Annotated in this window: 19 protein-coding genes; 6 read left to right on the forward strand and 13 right to left on the reverse strand. The window is 73.7% G+C overall.

All coding sequences use genetic code 11. The features are described 5' to 3' along the window. Window positions 1-2 precede the first annotated feature (2 nt). Entirely contained in the window at window positions 3-629 is a 627-nt protein-coding gene (locus OG552_RS27955; protein WP_329137552.1) for a DUF3000 domain-containing protein, read from the reverse strand. A 91-nt stretch (window positions 630-720) separates the two neighbouring features. On the opposite strand from OG552_RS27955, the gene hemE reads away from it, so the two are divergent. Then, the gene (gene hemE / locus OG552_RS27960) at window positions 721-1,761 is read left to right on the forward strand and encodes a uroporphyrinogen decarboxylase (protein ID WP_443071049.1); all 1,041 of its coding nucleotides are present in this window, start codon (window positions 721-723) and stop codon (window positions 1,759-1,761) included. Between the two features lie 32 nt (window positions 1,762-1,793). Here hemE and OG552_RS27965 read toward each other — a convergent pair whose 3' ends face one another. Further along, a complete protein-coding gene (locus tag OG552_RS27965) occupies window positions 1,794-2,909 on the reverse strand; it encodes a DUF4349 domain-containing protein (protein WP_329137554.1) in 1,116 nt (371 codons plus the stop codon). Window positions 2,910-3,043: 134 nt separating this feature from the next. Between OG552_RS27965 and hemG the strand changes: the two genes are divergently transcribed. Together hemG and hemQ are read left to right on the forward strand one after the other, a co-directional pair. Next, complete coding sequence (hemG, locus tag OG552_RS27970; RefSeq protein ID WP_329137555.1) at window positions 3,044-4,486, forward strand: protoporphyrinogen oxidase; 1,443 nt, start codon at window positions 3,044-3,046, stop codon at window positions 4,484-4,486. 4 nt (window positions 4,487-4,490) lie between these two features. After that, complete coding sequence (gene hemQ, locus OG552_RS27975; protein WP_329137557.1) at window positions 4,491-5,234, forward strand: hydrogen peroxide-dependent heme synthase; 744 nt, start codon at window positions 4,491-4,493, stop codon at window positions 5,232-5,234. A gap of 40 nt (window positions 5,235-5,274) precedes the next feature. Here the strand turns inward: hemQ and OG552_RS27980 are convergent, their stop codons facing one another. From OG552_RS27980 to OG552_RS28000, 5 genes are all read right to left on the reverse strand, one after another. Beyond that, entirely contained in the window at window positions 5,275-6,012 is a 738-nt protein-coding gene (locus tag OG552_RS27980; protein ID WP_443071205.1) for an aminoacyl-tRNA hydrolase, read from the reverse strand. 182 nt (window positions 6,013-6,194) lie between these two features. Further along, a complete protein-coding gene (gene msrB, locus OG552_RS27985) occupies window positions 6,195-6,602 on the reverse strand; it encodes a peptide-methionine (R)-S-oxide reductase MsrB (protein ID WP_329137561.1) in 408 nt (135 codons plus the stop codon). Between the two features lie 10 nt (window positions 6,603-6,612). Beyond that, window positions 6,613-8,007, reverse strand: a complete 1,395-nt coding sequence (gene murC, locus OG552_RS27990; RefSeq protein WP_329137563.1) for a UDP-N-acetylmuramate--L-alanine ligase — start codon at window positions 8,005-8,007, stop codon at window positions 6,613-6,615. A gap of 109 nt (window positions 8,008-8,116) precedes the next feature. Next, the gene (locus tag OG552_RS27995) at window positions 8,117-8,584 is read right to left on the reverse strand and encodes an indole-3-glycerol phosphate synthase (RefSeq protein WP_329137565.1); all 468 of its coding nucleotides are present in this window, start codon (window positions 8,582-8,584) and stop codon (window positions 8,117-8,119) included. A gap of 144 nt (window positions 8,585-8,728) precedes the next feature. Then, the gene (locus OG552_RS28000; protein ID WP_329137567.1) at window positions 8,729-9,499 is read right to left on the reverse strand and encodes a pyrimidine reductase family protein; all 771 of its coding nucleotides are present in this window, start codon (window positions 9,497-9,499) and stop codon (window positions 8,729-8,731) included. 209 nt (window positions 9,500-9,708) lie between these two features. On the opposite strand from OG552_RS28000, the gene zapE reads away from it, so the two are divergent. Then, the gene (gene zapE, locus OG552_RS28005; RefSeq protein WP_329141197.1) at window positions 9,709-10,764 is read left to right on the forward strand and encodes a cell division protein ZapE; all 1,056 of its coding nucleotides are present in this window, start codon (window positions 9,709-9,711) and stop codon (window positions 10,762-10,764) included. An 86-nt stretch (window positions 10,765-10,850) separates the two neighbouring features. Continuing rightward, window positions 10,851-11,714 carry a PPK2 family polyphosphate kinase gene (locus tag OG552_RS28010; protein ID WP_329137569.1) on the forward strand — a complete coding sequence of 288 codons (864 nt, stop codon included), beginning with the start codon at window positions 10,851-10,853 and terminating at the stop codon, window positions 11,712-11,714. Window positions 11,715-11,754: 40 nt separating this feature from the next. On the opposite strand, the gene OG552_RS28015 is transcribed toward OG552_RS28010, so the two are convergent. From OG552_RS28015 to OG552_RS28035, 5 genes are all read right to left on the reverse strand, one after another. After that, window positions 11,755-11,916 carry a hypothetical protein gene (locus tag OG552_RS28015; RefSeq protein WP_329137571.1) on the reverse strand — a complete coding sequence of 54 codons (162 nt, stop codon included), beginning with the start codon at window positions 11,914-11,916 and terminating at the stop codon, window positions 11,755-11,757. Then, window positions 11,913-13,721, reverse strand: coding sequence for a malto-oligosyltrehalose trehalohydrolase (treZ, locus tag OG552_RS28020; protein WP_329137573.1), 1,809 nt, complete (start codon window positions 13,719-13,721; stop codon window positions 11,913-11,915). Before treZ ends, OG552_RS28015 begins: the two co-directional genes overlap by 4 nt. 155 nt (window positions 13,722-13,876) lie before the next feature. Further along, window positions 13,877-14,788 carry a GNAT family N-acetyltransferase gene (locus tag OG552_RS28025; protein ID WP_329141199.1) on the reverse strand — a complete coding sequence of 304 codons (912 nt, stop codon included), beginning with the start codon at window positions 14,786-14,788 and terminating at the stop codon, window positions 13,877-13,879. 230 nt (window positions 14,789-15,018) lie between these two features. Beyond that, window positions 15,019-15,558: a hypothetical protein gene (locus tag OG552_RS28030; RefSeq protein WP_329137575.1), complete on the reverse strand. Its 540-nt coding sequence runs from the start codon at window positions 15,556-15,558 to the stop codon at window positions 15,019-15,021. Between the two features lie 57 nt (window positions 15,559-15,615). Then, a complete protein-coding gene (locus OG552_RS28035; protein ID WP_329137577.1) occupies window positions 15,616-16,182 on the reverse strand; it encodes a CGNR zinc finger domain-containing protein in 567 nt (188 codons plus the stop codon). Window positions 16,183-16,363: 181 nt separating this feature from the next. On the opposite strand from OG552_RS28035, the gene OG552_RS28040 reads away from it, so the two are divergent. Then, a complete protein-coding gene (locus tag OG552_RS28040) occupies window positions 16,364-17,086 on the forward strand; it encodes a hypothetical protein (RefSeq protein WP_329137579.1) in 723 nt (240 codons plus the stop codon). On the opposite strand, the gene treY is transcribed toward OG552_RS28040, so the two are convergent. Then, the gene (gene treY / locus OG552_RS28045) at window positions 17,073-19,481 is read right to left on the reverse strand and encodes a malto-oligosyltrehalose synthase (protein ID WP_329137581.1); all 2,409 of its coding nucleotides are present in this window, start codon (window positions 19,479-19,481) and stop codon (window positions 17,073-17,075) included. The genes OG552_RS28040 and treY overlap by 14 nt on opposite strands. Window positions 19,482-19,509 lie beyond the last annotated feature (28 nt).

A 19,509-nucleotide genomic window follows, 5' to 3' on the forward strand; every position in this document is an offset into this window, starting at 1 on the left:
GCTCAGGTCCGCCGTTTCGGCAGCGGCAGCACCCCGGCGCCCCCGCGCAGCGGCTGCTCGGGGCCCTCCGAGGGAGGCAGCCCGGCGCACTGGCAGAGCAGATCGCACCAGGCCGCCAGGTGCGCCGCCACGTCGGGACCGCCGCCGGCCGGCCGGTCCAGCGGCGTCCACGACGCCCGCATCTCGATCTGGGTGTCGTCCGCCCGGTCCCCGATGGCACCGAAGTAGTGCGACGAGGCACGCGAGACCGTACCGCTGGGCTCCGCGAAGCCCGCGCCGCGTGAGGTCAGCGCCCCCGTCAGCCACGACCAGCTCACCTCGGGCAGCAGCGGATCGGCCGCCATCTCCGGCTCCAGCTCGGCCCGCACCAAGGTGACCAGCCGGAAGTCGCCGTGCCAGGCCTCCTGCCCGTCCGGCTCGTGCAGCAGCACGAGCCGCCCGTCGGCCAGCTCCTCGCCGTCGGCGAGCACCGTGGCCTCCAGGGCGTACGCGTACGCCGCGAGCCGGCGCGGCGCCGCGGTGTCCTCGATCCGGACCTCGGGCCGGACCCGCGCAGCGCGCAGGCCCTCCACCGCGTGCCGGAAAGGGAAGGGGGCCTCGTCGCCCAAGTGCCCGGTAACCGCTGCCATGCCCGGAAGACTAGGACCCCGGCGGCCCGTGTGCTCGCAGCAACACCCGTACCGAGCCGACCGGTCCGGGTGCCGTGCGAAGATTCGCTGTGTGAGTGCGCCCCAGCAGACCGCTGCTTCCCCGTTCATCCGTGCCTGCCGCCGCGAGCCCGTGCCGCACACTCCGGTGTGGTTCATGCGGCAGGCCGGCCGGTCGCTTCCCGAGTACCTGAAGCTGCGCGAGGGCATCCCCATGCTGGAGTCCTGCATGCGGCCCGAGCTGGTCACCGAGATCACCCTGCAGCCGGTGCGCAGGCACCGGGTCGACGCGGCGGTCTACTTCAGCGACATCGTGGTGCCGCTCAAGGCCATCGGCCTCGACCTCGACATCAAGCCGGGCGTCGGCCCGGTGGTCGCCGACCCGATCCGCGGCCGCGCCGACCTGGCCAGGCTGCGCGACCTGGAGCCCGGTGACGTCTCCTATGTCACCGAGGCGATCGGCATGCTCACCGCCGAGCTCGGGTCCACCCCGCTGATCGGCTTCGCCGGCGCGCCCTTCACCCTGGCCAGCTACCTCGTCGAGGGCGGCCCGTCGCGCAACCACGAGCGCACCAAGGCCCTGATGTACGGCGAACCCGAGCTGTGGCGCGATCTGCTGGACCGCCTCGCGGACATCACCGCGGCCTTCCTCACGGTGCAGATCGAAGCCGGCGCCAGCGCCGTCCAGGTCTTCGACTCCTGGGTCGGCGCCCTCGCCCCCGCCGACTACCGGCGCTATGTGATGCCGTCGTCGGTGAAGGTCTTCGACGCGGTGGCCGGCTACGGGGTGCCCCGGATCCACTTCGGGGTCGGCACCGGCGAGCTGCTCGGCCTGATGGGCGAGGCCGGCGCGGACGTGGTCGGCGTCGACTGGCGGGTGCCGCTGGACGAGGCGGCCCGCCGGGTCGGCCCCGGCCGGGCGTTGCAGGGCAACCTCGACCCGGCGGTGCTCTTCGCCCCGACCGCGGCGGTCGAGGCGAAGGCCCAGGAGGTGCTGGACGCCGCTCCGGCCACCGGTCACATCTTCAACCTCGGCCACGGTGTGCTGCCCAGCACCGACCCCGACGCGCTCACCCGCCTCGTCGACTTCGTGCACCGGTCGACGCAGCGCTGAGCCTCACGCGTGCGCCGGCCGCGCGCCGAGCCTCACTCGCCGGCCGGCCGCTCCGGCTCCGGGACGGACTCCGGCGGGTGCTGCGGCAGCGGGATCCCGGCGGACTGCCCTGCCGACTGCCCGGCCGGCTGCGGCGTCCTGGCCGGACGGCCGCCCGGCCCGCGCAGCGACGACTCCGCGGCGGTCCGCCGGGGCAGCCCCGGCAGCCGCCTGCGCAGCAGCCGGTAGCCGAACCAGCCGAGCAGCGCCACCAGCACGAACGGCAGCGCCACCGACACCACGACCAGCACCACCCGGACCGTCTCGTAGAACGCGTGCCAGCCGTCGCCGAGGGCGTGGCCGACCGAGGTCCAGAAACCGTCGTGCTTGTCCGCCCTGGGCGGCGCGGTCCGCGGCGGGACCGGCGGCTCGGTGAGCCGCAGCGTGATCGTGGCCAGATTCGTCCGTGACCGCAGCGACGCCTGCTGGGCCTCCAGCGCCTCCAGCGCCGACTCGCGGGTGCTCAGCTCGCTCTCCAGCGACACCACGTCACTGAGCTGGTCCGCCCGGTCCATCAGCGCCCGCACCCGGTTGACGCTCGCCTGCTGCGACGTGATCCGGCTCTGCACGTCGACCACCTGGCCGGTGACGTCCTCGACGCTCACCTGGCGGCCGAGCAGCTGCCCCAGCCCGGCCAGCTCGGTCAGCACCCGGTCGTACGCGGCCGGCGGCACCCGCAGCTGGATGCTGGAGGAGGCGTGGCCCCTGGCGTCCACCGTGGTGTCCTCGTCGCCCGCGTACCCGCCGGCCTGTGCGGCGTACGCCCGGGCCGCGTCCAACTGCTTGCGCACCTCCTTCGTGCGGACGCTGAGCTCCGCGGTGCGCACCAGATACGTGGCCGGCGCCGGGGCCTTGGCGCCGGGCGCGTTCCCGGTGGTGGCCGCCGTGGTGCTGCCGGCGGACGGGGCGCCCGCGCTGTCGCCGCCGGCCGCGGGTCCCGCGGGGGCCTTGGCCCCGGAGACCGACCTGTCGGACTTCGCGCCGCTCCCGGCGGAGGAACTGCACCCGGCGACGGTCAGTGCGGCGGCCAGCAGCACGGCGAACACCACCGCGGGGCGCCGCACCCCCGGTCTCCGGCGCGACTGCTGGGCATCGGTTGCATCGGACATCAAATCCCCCCGGAATCAGGGCCGTTGAAACGCTGATGCTCCTTTGACGTGCGGCCCGCGAAACGGGTTGCCGGGTGGCGGTCCCGAAGGGGTCACGTTCGGAACTCGATCCGGAATCTGAGACAGTGGAGGGCATGAGCCAGACGCACGGCGTGACGCTCCCCCCGGGGCATGTGGTGGTCATCGGCGGCGGGATCTCGGGCCTCGCCGCCGCCTACGACCTGGTCGCAGCGGGAGCCCGGGTGACGCTGCTCGAAGCCACCGGGCGCCTCGGCGGCAAGCTCTGGGCGGACGAGATCGCCGGTGTCCCGGTGGACCTCGGCGCCGAGTCGCTGCTGGCCCGCCGCCCCGAAGCGGTCGGCCTGGCCCGCGAGGTGGGCCTGGCCGACGAGCTGGAACCGCCCGCCGTCCTCGGCGCCACCGTGTGGACCCGGGGGAAGCTGCGGCAGATGCCCCGGGGCCATGTGATGGGCGTCCCCGGCGACCTCGGGCCGCTCGCCGCCTCCGGACTGCTCTCCGCGGCCGGCCTCGCCCGGCTGCCGCTCGACCACGTACTGCCCCGTACCGAGGTCGGCGACGACATCGCGGTCGGCGCCTACGTCGCCGCCCGGCTCGGCCACGAGGTGGTGGACCGGCTGGTGGAGCCGCTGCTCGGCGGCGTCTACGCCGGCAACGCCTATGAGATCTCGCTGCGCGCCGCGGTCCCGCAGCTCTATCCGGCGGTGCGCGACGGCCGCTCGCTCATCGAGGCCGCCCGCGCGGTCCAGCGCAAAGCCGCCGCGGCGGGCGCCACCGGCCCGGTCTTCAACGGCATCCGCGGCGGCGTCGGCCGGCTGCCGGTCGCGGTCGCCGAGGCGTGCCGGGCGGCCGGCGTCACCATCGAGACCCGCGCACCGGTACGGGAACTGCGCCGCACTGGTGCGCACGGCTGGCAGATCGGCCTGGAGGGCCGCACCCTCACCGCCGACGCGGTGGTGCTCGCCACCCCCGCGCCGGCCGCGGCCCGCCTGCTGGCCGCCGAGTCACCGGCCGCCGCGGCCGAGCTCAGCGGCGTCGCCTACGCGAGCATGGCGCTGGTCACCATGGCCTTCCGCCGCCGCGACCTGCTGCAGCTCCCGGTCAGCAGCGGCTTCCTGGTCCCGCCGGTGGACGGCCGCACCATCAAGGCGTCCACCTTCGCCAGCCACAAGTGGGGCTGGCTCGCCGAAGCCGGCCAGGACACCTTCGTGCTGCGCACCTCCGTCGGCCGCTACGGCAGCGAGGCCGATCTCGCCTGGGACGACACCGACCTGGTCCGGCTCTCCCGGGAGGACCTCGGCGAGGCGGTGGGGCTGCGGGCGGCGCCGGTCGCAGCCCGCGTCACCCGCTGGGACGGCGGGCTGCCGCAGTACACCGTCGGGCACCTGGACCGGGTCGCGCGGATCCGCGAGCAGGCCGGCAAACTGCCCGGCCTCGCGTTGTGCGGTGCCCTCTACGACGGAGTGGGCATCCCCGCCTGCATCGGCAGCGGGCGGCGGGCCGCCGCCGGCGTACTCGCCACCCTGGTGCCGGGCCCGGCCGGCGGCGCGGGAGAATAGCCGCATGACCGACGCGAACCACGCCCACGACCCAGCCGCCGCCTCTGCCAAGTCCCCGAACGCCGGCAAGAAGGCGAAGGACCTCAACGACGTCATCCGCTACACCCTCTGGTCGGTGTTCCGGCTGCGCGAGGTGCTGCCGGAGGACCGCAAGGGTTACGCGGACGAGGTGGAGGAGCTCTTCGCGCAGCTCGCCGCGAAGGACATCACCGTCCGCGGCACGTACGACATCTCGGGCCTGCGCGCCGACGCGGACCTGATGATCTGGTGGCACGCGGAGACCGCGGACGCGCTGCAGGAGGCGTACAACCTCTTCCGCCGCACCCGGCTCGGCCGCGCGCTGGAGCCGGTCTGGTCGAACATGGCGCTGCACCGCCCGGCGGAGTTCAACAAGTCGCACATCCCGGCGTTCCTCGCCGACGAGACCCCGCGCTCGTACATCAGCGTCTACCCCTTCGTCCGCTCCTACGAGTGGTATCTGCTTCCCGACGAGGACCGCCGCAGGCTGCTCGCCGAGCACGGCAAGATGGCCCGCGACTACCCCGATGTGCGGGCCAACACGGTCGCCTCCTTCTCGCTGGGCGACTACGAGTGGATCCTCGCCTTCGAGGCGGACGAGCTCTACCGCATCGTGGACCTGATGCGGCACCTGCGCGGCTCCGAGACCCGCCGCCACGTCCGTGAGGAGATCCCCTTCTACACCGGCCGCCGCCGCTCGGTCGCCGAACTGGTCGCCGGCCTCGCCTGACCCCCGCCCCCGGGTGTGAGCCCGGCGGGCGCCCCCGGCCCTAGTTCTTCCGCAGGGCCGGGTGGTCGGCGACGACCGTGCAGGAGCCGGGGGCGATCTCGGTGAAGCCCGCGTCGCGGACCACCGGCAGACCGGATGCCGTGAGGCGGGACCAGTCGGTGGTGCCGGGGGTGCGCACGGCGAGGCGGAAGCCGGTCGCCCGCCAGGCGGCGCGGTCGGCCTCGGACAGCTCCCACCAGGCGAGCTGGGCGCCGTGCCCGGCCTGTGCCATCGCCTTGCCGGCCGACATGGCCACCCCGGGGTTGAGCCACAGCACGGGGCCGGCCGGGCCGGCCGGTTCCACCGGGCCGGGGTCGTCCAGCTCGGTGCCGGAGACCTGGAGCTTGGCGAGGTCCTTGGGCCAGCCGTCCAGCGGCACCGGCGGGAAGACCCGTACCTCGGCGGCGGAACCGGTCACCGTGATGCCCGGGAGCCCTTCGGCCCGGCGCCACTCGGCGCCCCGCGCCCGGCGGACCACCTTGCGGATGCGGGCGTCCTGCCAGTCCCGCACCGCCTGCGCCCACACGCCGTCCTCGGCGGTCGTCCGCTCGTCGCTGAGCAGGGTCAGCACGGCCCGGGCGGCGGTCTCCAGCGCGTCGGTACGCGGCGGCGGTGCGTCGCGCTCGATCCGTACCACCAGCGGGAGGACGTACTGCGGGGCGGCGTCCCGGTCGAGGGCCTGGTCTTCGAAAGGGCTGGAGCCGGTGTGGTCGGCGGGAGTGGTGCTCACGGAGCCCAGTCTGCCACCGGGGTGGGGCCGGTCCCGCGGGGTGGGTCAGGACAGGCGCATGCGAGGCGGGGTGGCGGGACCGGCCGGCGGCCGGCGGTCGCCGCCCCGCTGACGGCCGCCTGCCCTGTGGCTGTCCGGGAGGGCCGCCGCCCGCGCGGGGAGCGCGCGGGCCCAGCGGTGCGCCGGCAGGGTCACTGCCCGTCGGGCGTCAGCCGCAGCGAGATGGAGTTGATGCAGTAGCGCTGGTCGGTCGGGGTGGGGTATCCCTCACCCTCGAAGACATGGCCCAGGTGCGAGCCGCAGCGGTTGCAGCGGACCTCGGTGCGGACCATGCCGAGCGAGCGGTCCTGGATCAGCTCCACGGCGTCGCTGTCCTTCGGGTCGTAGAAGGACGGCCAGCCGCAGTGGGATTCGAACTTCGTATCGGAACGGAACAGCTCCGCCCCGCAGGCGCGACAGGAGTACACGCCTTCGGTCTTGGTGTCGGTGTACTCGCCGACGAAGGGACGCTCGGTGCCGGCCTCGCGCAGGACCGCGTACTCCTGCGGAGACAGCTCCGCGCGCCACTGCTCGTCGGTCTTCTTCACTTCATACGACATGGACGTCCTTTCAGCTCTGGAGGCGTCGAAGGATCAGCGGACCCAGATCGGTCACGTCCCCGGCGCCCATAGTCAGAACGAGATCGCCCGCCTTGGCCATTCCCGCCACCACCTCCGGTACCGCCGCCTTGTCGTGCTCCGCCGTGACGTCCGCGCCGGCCGCCCGCGCGGCGTCGATGATCAGCTCACTGGTGACCCCCGGGACCGGGTCCTCGCGGGCCGGATAGATGTCCAGCACCACCGAGGCGTCGGCCAGCGCCAGCGCGCCGCCCATCTCGGTGCCCAGCTCGCGGGTGCGGCTGAACAGGTGCGGCTGGAAGACCACCAGCACCCGCGCGTCCCCGGCCGCGCCGCGGATCGCCTCCAGGTCGGCGGCCATCTCGGTGGGGTGGTGGGCGTAGGAGTCGATCACCTGGACGCCGGCCGCCTCGCCCTTGAGCTGGAGGCGGCGCCTGACCCCGGTGTACTTGGCCAGCGCCGAGGCCAGATTGCGGGCCGGGGCGCCGATCGCCACTCCCGCGGCGAGCGCCGCGACGGCGTTGTGCGCGTAATGGCGTCCCGGTACCGAGACGGTGAAGGTCAGCGGCCGGCCCTCCAGCAGCACCGTCACCTCGGAGGTGAGGCCGCGGGCGTTGATCCGGGTGATCCGCAGGTCCGCGTGCTCGGCTTCGCCGACCGTGACGATCCGCAGCGACCCCAGGTCGCGCACCCGGCCGGTCAGCTCGACCGCGCCCGGCTGGTCGGCCGAGATCACCAGGGTGCCGCCCGGCCTGATCTTGCCGACGAAGGTCTCGAAGGACTCGTAGATCTCTTCGAGGGACGCGTAGTTGGCGTGGTGGTCGAGCTCCACGTTGAGGACGACCGCGACCTCGGGGGAGTAGGTGTGGAAGCTGCGGTCGCTCTCGTCCGCCTCGGCGACGAAGATCTCGCCGTCGCCGTGCCGGGCGTTGGAGCCGGGTGCGTCCAGGTCGCCGCCGATCGCGTACGACGGGTCGAGGCCGAGCGCGCCGAGCGCCACCGCGAGCATCGAGGTGGTGGTGGTCTTGCCGTGCGTCCCGGCGACCGCGATCGGCCGGGTGCCCTCCATCAGGGCGGCCAGCGCGTCGCTGCGGTGCACCACCGGGATGCCGCGGCCGGCCGCCGCGGCCAGCTCCGGGTTCTCCGGCCGGATCGCGCTGGAGATCACCACGGCGGTCGCGTCCGGCGCGAGATGCGCGGCATCGTGGCCGAGGTGCACCGTGACGCCGAGCGCGCGCAGGGCCTCGGCGGTCTCGGAGTCCCTGCTGTCGCTGCCGGCCACCCGGGCCCCGCGCTGCGCCAGGATCTTGGCGATGCCCGACATTCCGGCGCCGCCGATGCCGATGAAGTGCGGTCGCTCCAGGGCGGGCGGAATCGACGGGCTCATGCGCGGGTCTCCCGGGGGGTGGTGAATCGGCGGGGTGTCGGGTCACCGATTCTCGCACCAACGGGCGCGCGCTTTCCCCCGCAGGCCCCGGTGCGCCACCCCGCCGCCGTCAGTCCTGCTCGGCGAAGAGCTTCAGCACCGGGACACCCACCTTGTGCCGGGCCCGCGAGGTCCAGTCGCGGTGGAAGAACTCCTCCACGAAGTGCGGCGCGGTCAGCACGATCACCTCGTCCGCCTTGGTCTGCTCGACCACCCGGGTCAGGACGTCCAGCGGGTGGGACTCCACCACTTCGCCGACGGCCTGCGCGCCGGTCTGCCGCAGCGCCTCCAGCGAGTGGGCGAGGGCCCGTTCGGCGGGCGGGAAGGCATCCTGGCCCTCCGGCACATCGTTCTCCCGAGTGGCGGTCTCCAGATGGCCGAGCGCCACATCGTCCACGGCCCGCAGCAGGCGGTCCTGGTCGCCGCGCGGCTGCATGAGTACGACGAAGGAGACCTGCTCGTCACCGTGGAGGGTGGTGACCATCTCCACATCGGCAGGGACGAGCGGCTTCTCGATCATGAGTACGGTCGTGAACACGGACGCGTCCTTCTTTCTCATGGGCCCACCGGGCTCTTTCAGCCACCGGGCCGCCACAGCAACATCCTGCCCCGATCTGCACGGAGCACCGCTGTAAGTGTTCCCGCGCGACGCCAAGCGGAACGGAACAATCCGCTTTTTTCGTCACGCGCGGACGTAGCGGGTGAAGAGGAATCCGTCCTCTTCCAGGATCGACAACGGGGTGAAGCGGGACGGCGGCAGCACCCCGGGACCGTTCATGATCCGCGGGGCGTCGCCGCCGGTGAGCAGCGGGGAGAGGGTCAGGCACAGCTCGTCGAGCACGTCGGCTGCGGCGAACTGGGCCAGGATGCGCGGTCCGCCCTCGTGCAGCAGCCGGGTGAAACCGAGGGCGCCCAGCTCGCGCAGCGCCCGTACCGGGTCCACCGCGTCGCCCTCGCCGGCGATCACCACCTGCGCGCCCGCCTTCCTGGCCCCGGCGACGACGTCCGCCGGAGCGCCGGCGCCGGTCAGCACCAGGGTCGGTACGGCCGGGGAGGTGAACAGCGGCGCGGTGAAGTCCAGGTCGAGCCGGCGGGAGATCACCGCGACCGCCGGAGCGGGGCTCTGGCCGGCCGCCTCACGGCGGGCGGCGAAGACATCACGCACCTTGGCCGGGCGGTAGCCCTCCTGGCGCACCGTCTCGGCGCCCACCAGGACCAGATCGGCGAGGCCGCGCAGCGTGCCGAAGAGCCGCATGTCGCCGGGGGAGGAGAGCGGGGCGGACCTGCCCTCGGCCCGGGCGGCGCCGTCCAGCGCGCTCACCATGTTGGCCCGCAGATACGGTGTGCCCGGCGGGCCGCCGGCGGGGTAGGCGTAGGCATCGGCCAGGCCGAGCACCTCGTCCAGGGACTCTCGCGTCGCTCCGGGCCCCGGGCGGGGAAACAGCCGCTGCATGCCGGAAGTCTCGCACGTACGTTTGCCGGGCACCGGCCGGGATGCGCCGGCCGGTGCCCGGCCGGCCGCGGTCAGGTCCGGGAGGCCGCCCTTCCCGCCCGCCGGCCTCGCAGGAGATCGGGCCCGCGACGCTCCCGTGACCGGCCGTTCACCACCACGCATTAAGCTGATCAGCCGTGTCCACCATCACCACATCCCAGGGGAGCCCGATGACCACCGGGCCCGTAGCGCTCAGTGAACGGCGGCCCGAGGTGGAGGTGTCGCGGCTGGTGGCCGACATGGTTCCGCCGCCACGGTTCGACGGCGTGCGGTTCGAGACCTATGTGCCCGATCCCGGGCAGCCCAGCCAGGCCGCGGCGGTGACCTGGCTCGCCGACTTCGCCGCCGGGCTGGGGCCGGCGAGGAGCGAGCAGCACAAGCGGTGGTTCCGGCGGGCGCCGCAGGCCCCCACCGGGCCCGGCGGGGTGTATCTGGACGGCGGGTACGGCGTCGGCAAGACGCACCTGCTGGCCTCGCTGTGGCACGCCGCCCCCGCCCCGCGCGAGCAGAAAGCGTTCGGCACCTTCGTGGAGCTGACGAACCTGGTCGGCGCCCTCGGCTTCCAGGGCGCGGTCCGCGCGCTCCAGGGGCACCGGCTGGTCTGCATCGACGAGTTCGAGCTGGACGACCCGGGCGACACCGTGCTGGTCTCGACCCTGCTCGGCAAGCTCGCCGACGCCGGGGTGCGGCTCGCCGCGACCTCGAACACGCTGCCGGGCAAGCTCGGCGAAGGACGGTTCGCCGCCGCGGACTTCATGCGGGAGATCCAGGGCCTGTCGGCCCGCTTCAGTTCGCTGCGGATCGACGGCGAGGACTACCGCCACCGCGGCCTGCCGCAGGCCCCCGCGCCCTTCAGCGACGAACAGGTGACCGCGGCGGCGCTGCGTACCCCCGGGGCCGCACTGGACGACTTCGCGGCGCTGACCGCGCACCTGGCCACCGTGCACCCCAGCCGGTACGGGGCGCTCTGCGACGGGATCGGCGCGGTGTTCCTGCGGGACGTCGAGCAGATCACCGACCAGGCGACCGCGCTGCGGCTGGTGGTCCTCGCCGACCGGCTCTACGACCGGGAGGTCCCGGTGCTGGCCTCCGGAACGCCCTTCGACCGCCTCTTCAGCGAGGACATGCTCAGCGGCGGCTACCGCAAGAAGTACTTCCGCGCGGTGTCCCGGCTCACCGCGCTGGCCCGTGACGGGCAGCGGCTCGCCGGCGGACAGCGGGACTGAACGCGGACACCCGCCGGCCGCGGCGGGTGCCCACCGCGGGGCCCGCGGGCTGGCGGGCCGCGGCGAACCGGCGGACGATCGGTGCCATGGCCAAGTCGAAGCAGCACCCAGCCGATGTCCGCGCCCGGCTGCGCATCGCTCCTCGCGGCGGACCGGTCGACCTCTTGGCGTACGACGCCGCGGCCACCCCGGGCGGGCCGAAGGACAAGAGCAGGGCGCTCGCCGAGATCGAGGAGATGCGGCCCCTGCTGGCCGAACTCCAGGAGAAGCTCTTCGCGCAGAGCGTGGCGGGCGACCCCCGGCGGCTGCTGCTGGTCCTGCAGGGGATGGACACCTCCGGCAAGGGCGGCACCGTCAAGCACGTGGTCGCCGGGCTCAACCCGGCCGGCCTGCGGGTCCGCGCGTTCAAGGCGCCCACCGAGGAGGAGCGCCGCCACCACTTCCTGTGGCGGATCCGCCGGGCGCTCCCGCAGCCCGGCGAGATCGGTGTCTTCGACCGCTCCCACTACGAGGACGTGCTCGCCGTCCGGGTGCACGGCCTCGTCCCGAAGGACACCTGGCGCCGCCGCTACACCGAGATCAACCAGTTCGAACGGTCGCTCACCGACGAGGGCGTGACCGTCCTCAAGGTCTTCCTGCACATCAGCTACCGGGAGCAGCGCGACCGGCTGCTGGCCCGGCTGGACAACCCCCGCAAGCACTGGAAGTTCAGCCCCGGCGACATCGAGGACCGCAAGCTGTGGCCCGACTACCAGAAGGCGTACGAGGACGTCCTCAAGCGGTGTTCGACGGTGAACGCGCCCTGGCATCTCGTGCCGGCCGACCGCAAGTGGTACCGCAACTGGGCGATCAGCAAGCTGCTGCTGGCGCACCTGGAGGAGATCGACCCGGCCTACCCGAAGGCCGACTTCGACGTGGAGGACAGCCGCCGGCTGCTGCTCTCCCTCTGAGCGCGGCGCCGGCTCACCGGCCGGCCGCCAGGGACCGCACTCACCCCGAGCAGGCGGTCCGCTGGGCCTCCTGCCACGCGCACACCGGGCACAAGGTCGCGCCCCGCGTGCTCGCCGGGTGTTCCGTCGGCTCGCCGCACAGCACACAGTCGGCGAGCTCTTCCTGCGGGGTGCCGGGAGCTTCCGGCCGGGTCGGCGTCACCCGTCTACCGTAACGCCGGCGGCGGTCTCTTCGGCGGTCCGCTCTCCTGTCCCTTCCCCTGTCCCTCCCGGGCCCTTGCCCGTGCCGGTGACCCGCAGCACCACCGCTCCGCGGGCCGGCAGCCGCACCGCGGGGCCCGGCAGCAGCTTGGCGGCCGGCCGGGCCAGCAGCACCTCGCAGGGGGCGTTGAGCGGGACCCTGGCGGGCGCGTCGGAGAAGTTGACCAGGATCCGGAACGGGCCCCGGGCGACCAGCAGCGTCCGGCCGCCCGCGGTCGCGGTCACCGTGTCCAGCCGTGGATCGGTCAGCGCGGGTTCCGCCCGGCGCAGCGCGATCAGCGCCCGGTACCACTCCAGCAGGTCCCGGTGCGCCGCCTTCTCCGGCTCCGCCCAGTCCAGGCACGACCGGTCCCGGGTGGCGGGGTCCTGCGGGTCGGGTACGTCCTCCTCGGCCCAGCCGTGCGCGGCGAACTCCCGCCGCCTGCCGCGGGTGATCGCCGCCGCCAGCTCCGGGTCGTCGTGGTCGGTGAAGAACTGCCAGGGGGTGCTCGCGCCCCACTCCTCGCCCATGAAGAGCATCGGGGTGAACGGCGAGGTGAGCACCAGCGCGGCGGCGGCGCCGAGCTGGTCGGGGTCGAGCCGGTCACCGGTGGCGCGGTTGCCGATCTGGTCGTGCGTCTGGGCGTAGCCGAGCAGCCGGTGCGCGGGCACCTCGGTGGTGTCCAGCGGGCGGCCGTGGTGCCGGCCGCGGAAGGAGGACCAGCTGCCGTCGTGGAAGAAGCCGTGGGTGAGCACCTTGGCGACCGCGCCGGGGCCGGCCGCCGCGAAGTCGGCGTAGTAGCCCTGTGCCTCGCCGGTGACCGCGGTGTGCACGGCGTGGTGGAAGTCGTCGTTCCACTGGGCGTGCAGGCCCAGGCCCCCGGCTTCGCGCGGTGCGGTGGTGCGCGGGTCGTTGAGGTCGGACTCGCCGATCAGGAAGAGCGGGCGGCCGAGCGCCGCCGCCAGGCCGTCGACGGCGGTGGACAGCTCCTCCAGGAAGTGCAGCGCCCGGGTGTCGACCAGTGCGTGCACCGCGTCCAGGCGCAGGCCGTCGAGCCGGTAGTCCCGCAGCCAGGCCAGGGCGCTGCCGATCAGGAAGTCCCGCACCTCGTCGGAGCCGGGTGCGTCGAGGTTCACCGCGTCGCCCCACGGGGTGTGGTGGCGGTCGGTGAAGTACGGCCCGAACGGCGGCAGGTGGTTGCCGGAGGGACCCAGGTGGTTGTGCACCACGTCCAGGATGACGCCCAGGCAGTGCTGGTGGGCTGCGTCGACGAACCGTTTCATCGCCGCCGGGCCGCCGTACGGCTCGTGCACCGCCCAGAGCGACACGCCCTCGTACCCCCAGCCGTTGGTGCCGGGGAACGGGCAGACCGGCATCAGCTCGATATGGGTGATCCCCAGCCGGGCCAGGTGCGGCAGCCGCTCGATCGCCGCGTCGAAGGTGCCCTCGGGGGTGAAGGTGCCGACGTGCAGTTCGTAGAGGATCGCGCCGGGCAGCGGCCGGCCGGGCCAGGGTGACTGCCAGCGGAAGGCGTCCTGGTCCACCACCGCGCTGGGGCCGTCCGGGCCGTCCGGCTGCCGGCGGGAGCGGGGGTCGGGCAGCGCGGGGCCGCCGTCGAGCGCGTACGTGTAGCGGGTCCCGTCGGTGGCGGGCAGTTCGGCGCGCCACCAGCCGGTGCGGGCCGGATCGGGACCCAGCCGATGGGCACCGCCCTCGATCTGGATCTCCACCTGCTGGGCGTTCGGCGCCCACACCTCGAACAGCACGCACGGCTCCCGTCTGACGCGGTTGGTGTCTGATGCGTTGGTGACGCGGTTGTACCGGCTCTGCACCGGTGGTGCGGAACGTCGTGGGTTCGTACCGAACCCCGGGCACATGCATGCCCTGGCCCCGGGCACTTCCATGCCCGGGGCGGCCGGATTCAGACGAAGTTCACACGCTCCTGAGTGATCGGATACCCCGCTTTCGCGAAGTTCGCCGCCATCGGGAAATTCTCCTGATCAGTAGCCGCAGCGACCTCCTCAGCACCCCGCTCCACCAGATCGTGGGTGCACTCCACCAGCAGGTCGTAGGAGTAGCCGTGCCCGCGCTGCTCGGGCACCACCGCGATGAACCCGACACAGAACCCGCCGGGGTTCTTCGCCGGGACGTGCACGCCCGCCACCTCGCCCTGCGCGGTGTACGCGACCCGCCGCCACTCGGCCGCGGAGGTCAGCCAGTCGAGGAAGCCGATCGCCTCGTCGAGCGCCGCCTCCAGGCCGTGCTCGTCCAGCATCCGCCGGTCGTGGGCGTCCAGGGTGCCGGTCATGACGCGGGCCAGCACCGCCCGGAAGGCGGCGTCGTCGGGTTCGGGCCGGCAGATCAGCCGGCCGGTGCGGGGCGGCAGCGGGTCGCGGCCGGCCTGCCAGGTGTAGCGGTACCGCTCGACCAGCTTGCGCAGGCCGCCGGCTTCGGCCGCCGCCATCCGGGCCTCGGCTTCGGCGCGCACCGCGGGCTGCTCCCGCCAGCCGTACGGCAGCAGCAGGTCGTACTCGGCGCTGATGTCCGCGGTGCGCAGCAGTGCGGCGGCCGCGGCCGACTCGCCGGGCGCGAAGTCGAACCAGTCCAGGGCGAGCGGCTTGGTGTCCCCGGGCTTGCCCCACCACGCGGCGCGCGCGGCCACCATGCCGCCGCGCAGGGCGACCCAGGACCACTCGGGACGGAACTCACCGCCCGCGTCGAGGGTCGCGAACCGCAGGCCGAGCAGTGCGCGGCCCACCAGGGAGGTGGCAGGAAGGGAGTTGAAGAGGGTGGACTCACCCGTGGTGAGCGGGCGGATGACCAGGTCCGACAGGTCCGGCATGTGTTTCCTTCGTGAGCGGACGGAGCGCTCCCGGAAGGTTCACGGACGCCCGGGGAAGAGGCGGGAGCGCGGTGGAGAAGTCTTCATCGCACTCGCCTCCTTCCGATCAGCCATGGGCGTGCCGAGCACCCTAGCCAGGCCCGCGGCGACGGGTCCAGCCGTTTTTCCCGCCGGCGGGCCTGACCGTGTGCCTGACTGCGTGCGTGCTCGGTGGTCCGGGGTCAGGTCAGGGGGGTGTAGGGGTCTCCGTGGGGGCCCAGGGGGAGGTAGTGGGGGGTGGTGCGGGAGAGGCTTGTGTGGAGGCGGCGCAGCAGTTCGGGGGTGTCGGGACGGCTCAGGCCGAGGAGGGTCGTCACCCGGTCCCGGCGCTCGTCGAGGTCGGGGAAGGTCGAACCGTATTCGGCCTCCAGCTCCGCCACCGGGAAGTCGCGGCCCGGGAGGCAGTCCTGCCAGTAGGGCAGCCCGATCAGGAGTTCCAGCGCCTCCGGGAGCGACGCGGCGATCAGCCCGCCCTCACCCTCCGAACTCACGTACAGCACCGGCCGGCCGGCCCCGGCGCCCGCGCCCGCCTGGTAGTACGTGCCGCCGTTGCCGTCACCGGCGACCGCCTGCAGCGGGGTCCCGGACGGCAGCCGTATCGCCTCACATTGCCCGGACCTGGACGGCTCGAAGTCACCCGGCCAGGCGAGGAACTCCTCCGCCTCCCGGCTCCCCAGGATGCGTCCCAGCAGGGAGTGCGTGTCCGTCTCGGTGGTGGTCATGGCACCGAACGTAACAGCGGGGTCCGACAACCCCCGTGCCCGCAGGTCGCCGACCGGTCAGGACTGCTGGTGGCGGACCCGGTAGGCGGCGACGTTGGTGCGGTTGCCGCAGACCTCGTAGGAGTGCCAGCGCCGGGTGCGGCTGCGGGAGGTGTCGTAGAACGCCTCGTGGCACTCCTCGTTGGCGCAGAGCCGGATCCGCGTCCAGTTGTCCGCGGCGACCAGGGCGGCGACCGCCTGCACGATGCCGCCGACGACCGGGTCACCATCGGTCTGCCGCAGGTCCACCCGGCCGGGGCCGGTGAACTCCTGCCGGAAGGTGACCGCCGCGATACGGCCGGACAGCGCCGCCCAGTGGTGCGCCCGGTCCGCGGGGTCGGCCGCGGCCACCAGTGCCAGCAGGTCCGAGCGGATCGCGCGCGCCGCCTCCAGCCGGTCCGCTGCGCCGGAACCCTCCACCGGGTGGGCGCCGAAGGGGCGCAGGACGGCCGCGGCCGTCCGCGGGTCGTCGAGCTTGTCACCGAGGTTGGCGTACGGCCGTGAGTTGAGCAGGTCCACCACGGCGACCGCGACCTGGGGTATGGCCGCTTCGCGCCGCTGGGGTGCCGTGGTCTTCGGTGCCATGACCGCATCCTACGTCGACATGGTCTATTTCACGAAGACCTTTACATCGGGCACCTTCCCTGCGTAGCGTGTAAGTGTCTTCGCTACGAAGGCCATGTCACCGCCTCGCTGAGGCCGGACCCACCGGCCCGGCCGGCGCGACCGACCCCACCGGCACCGACCAGAAGGACGCCTGACCGCCATGAACGACCTGCTGCAGCACGTGATCGACACCTATGGCGGCCTCGACCGCTGGAACGGCTACCGCGAACTCACCGCCCGCGTGCGGGGCGGCGGCGTGCTGTGGACGCTCAAGCAGCAAGAGGGCGTGCTCGACGACTACACCACCCGTATCGAACTGCACCGGCAGTACGCCGCCCACGCGTTCGCCGGCCCCGGCCTGCTCAGCGTCTACACGCCCGACCGGGTGGCCGTAGAGAAGGAGACGGGTGAGGTGGTCGAGGAGCGCACCGACCCGCGGGCGGCCTTCGCCGGGCACGAGTTCACCACCCCGTGGGACCGCCTGCACCTGGCCTACTTCACCGGCTACGCCATGTGGACGTACCTCACCGAGCCCTTCTCACTGGCCGCCCCCGGCACCGTCACCGAGGAGATCGAACCCTGGCAGGAGGACGGCGAGACCTGGCGCCGCCTGAAGGTGCTCCTCGCGCCGGAACTCACCGGCCACAGCAGGGAGAACGTCTACTACATCGACGCCGACGGCCTGATCCGGCGGCACGACTACTTCGCCGAAGTGCTCGGGACCGGCGTCACCCGCGCCGCCCACATGATCTCCGGGCACCGCGAGTACGACGGCATCGTGGTGCCGGCCGAACGGCGGGTCTGGCGGATCGGCGAGGGCAACAAGCCGAACAAGGACGTGCTGAGCGTCTCCATCGACGTGAGCGACGTCAGCTTCCGCTGACGGCCGTGAGCAGTGCCACCGGGGAGTGGGCGAACAGGTCCGCCAGGGGCACCCGGCCCTCGTACGCGCCGCCGCCGAGGCGGTCCTGCCAGCGTCCTGGCGGCAGCGGCAGGACCGTGTCGCGCCAGCCGCCCGCCTCCTCCAGCCGGCGCGAGAGCCGGGTGACGGCGGTCAGCGCGCCGCCGCCGCGGACGAAGGCGACGCAGTGGCCGGCCGCCGGACCGGCCGCTGCCAGCGGTTCGTAGCCGGCGTCCGGCCCGTACCAGTGCGGGTGGTCGCGGCGCAGCCGCAGGGCGACCGCGGTCAGCCGCAGCTTCTCCTCGGCGAAGGAGCCGGGCGCCCGGCCGGCCAGCAGTTCGCGCAGGAGGCCGGCGTCCGGGCTGCCCATCGGGGCGCGGTTGTCCGGGTCCACCAAGGTGTACACCGGCAGCTCCGTGCCCTGGTAGACGTCCGGCACGCCCGGCATCGTCAGGTGCAGCAGCGCCGCGCCCAGGCTGTTCGCTGACTCGTAGCGCGCCAGCGAGCGGACGAACGTGACGACCCCGCCGGCGCCGGCCGTGCACGGCCCCTGCTCGGTGAAGTCGGCGACGGCCTTCTCGTACGCGCCGTCCTGCTCTGTCCAGGTGGTGTGCAGGCCGGCCTCGCGGACGCTCTTGAGGGCGGCGGGGACCAGCCGGTCCGGCGGGCAGGAGCCGAGGCCGACGCCGGTCTGCCGGACGGTGTACTCGGTGTGGCGGTCCGGTGCCTCCGCACCGCCCGCCGGCGCCTCCAGCCACTCCCGCCAGGCACCGGGGAGTTCGGTGAGGACCGCCAGCCGCAGCCGCAGGTCGGCGCTGCGCTTGGTGTCGTGCGTGGACAGGACCGTCCCGGTGGCGGGCCGCTCGCGCCGCATCCGCTCGCAGTAGGCGTGGAACTCCGCGGGCGTGGTGGCCGGTTCGCCCGGGTCGCGGCCCACCTCGCAGAGCGACAGCAGCGGCACGTACCGGTAGAAGGCGGCGTCCTCCACGGACTTGGCGTGCAGCGCCGAGGCGACCTGGGCGAAGCGGGGCACGAAGTCGTCGGCGGCGGCGCCGGCCGCCCGGCCCAGCGCCAGGTCCCGGACGAAGTCGACGGCCGGCGCCAGTTCCGGCGCGGACTCCCGGCGGGCCTGCGCCGCGGCCTGCTCCAGCATGGCCGTGTCGAGGTCGGTGGCCGGAGTGCCGGGTACGACGTAGGGGCGGTAGACCGGGATCTGGACCAGGAGCGCGCGGATCGCGTCGGCGAGGAGTTCGGGGCCGTACGGGGGGCTGCCGGGGACCGCGCCGCGGGCCTGTTCCGCGGCGCGCCGGAGCCTGGCCACTTCGGTGGCCAGGTCGAGCGACACCACCCGGTGGGCGGCCCGGCGGACGGTCGGTGCCCAGCGCCCGCCGGTCTCGTCCCCGACGCCGGTGAAGTCCCGGTAGAAGCCGGCCACCTCGGCCGCACCCGCCGGGTCGGTGAACAGCCCGTCGACGCGGTCCAGCGCGTCGTATCCGGTGGTGCCCGCGCACTCCCAGTCCGCCGGCAGCCGCTCGTCGCGCTGGAGGATCTTCTCCACCACCGTCCAGCGCCCGCCGCTCGCCGCCGCCAGCCGCCGCAGATAGCCCGCGGGGTCGGCGAGACCGTCCGGGTGGTCGATCCGCAGGCCGTCCACCACACCGTCACGCAGCAGCCGCAGCACCGTGGCGTGGGTGGCCTCGAAGACCTCCGGGCGCTCGACGCGGACCGCGATCAGCTCGGAGATGGTGAAGAAACGGCGGTAGTTCAGCTCGGTGCGGGCGGCCCGCCAGTACGCGAGCCGGTAGTGCTGGGCCTCGACCAGTTCCGGCAGCGGCAGTTCCCCGGTGCCGGGCCGCAGCGGGAAGCGGTGCTCGTAGTAGGCGAGCACCGGTTCGCCGGCCGCCTCGTCGTTCACCACCGACAGACTGCCCAGCGCGTCCGGCAGCGGCTCGCCGAGCACCGGCAGCAGCACCTTGCCGTCGAGCGCGTCCCACTCGATGTCGAACCAGGAGGCGTACGGCGAGCCCGGCCCCTCGCGCAGCGTCTGCCAGAGCGGGGCGTTGAGGTACTCCGGGGCCGGCACCGCCATGTGGTTGGGCACGATGTCCAGGATCAGGCCCAGGCCCTGCTCCCGGGCGGCGCGGGAGAGTTCGCGCAGGCCCTCCTCGCCGCCCAGTTCGCCGCGGACCCGGGTGTGGTCCACCACGTCGTAGCCGTGCGTGGAGCCGGGCACCGCGGTCAGCACCGGGGACAGATGCAGATGGGTGACGCCCAGTTCGGCCAGGTACGGCAGCGCGGCCGCGGTGTCGGCGAAGGTGAAGCCGGGCTGCAGCTGCACCCGGTAGGTCGAGCCGGGCGTCACGGGATGTGCGGTCATGGGGTCTTCTCTACCCCGGATCAGCGAT

Origin of the sequence: Streptomyces sp. NBC_01476 (assembly GCF_036227265.1) — a bacterium.
In the GTDB taxonomy this organism is placed as follows: Bacteria; Actinomycetota; Actinomycetes; order Streptomycetales; family Streptomycetaceae; genus Actinacidiphila.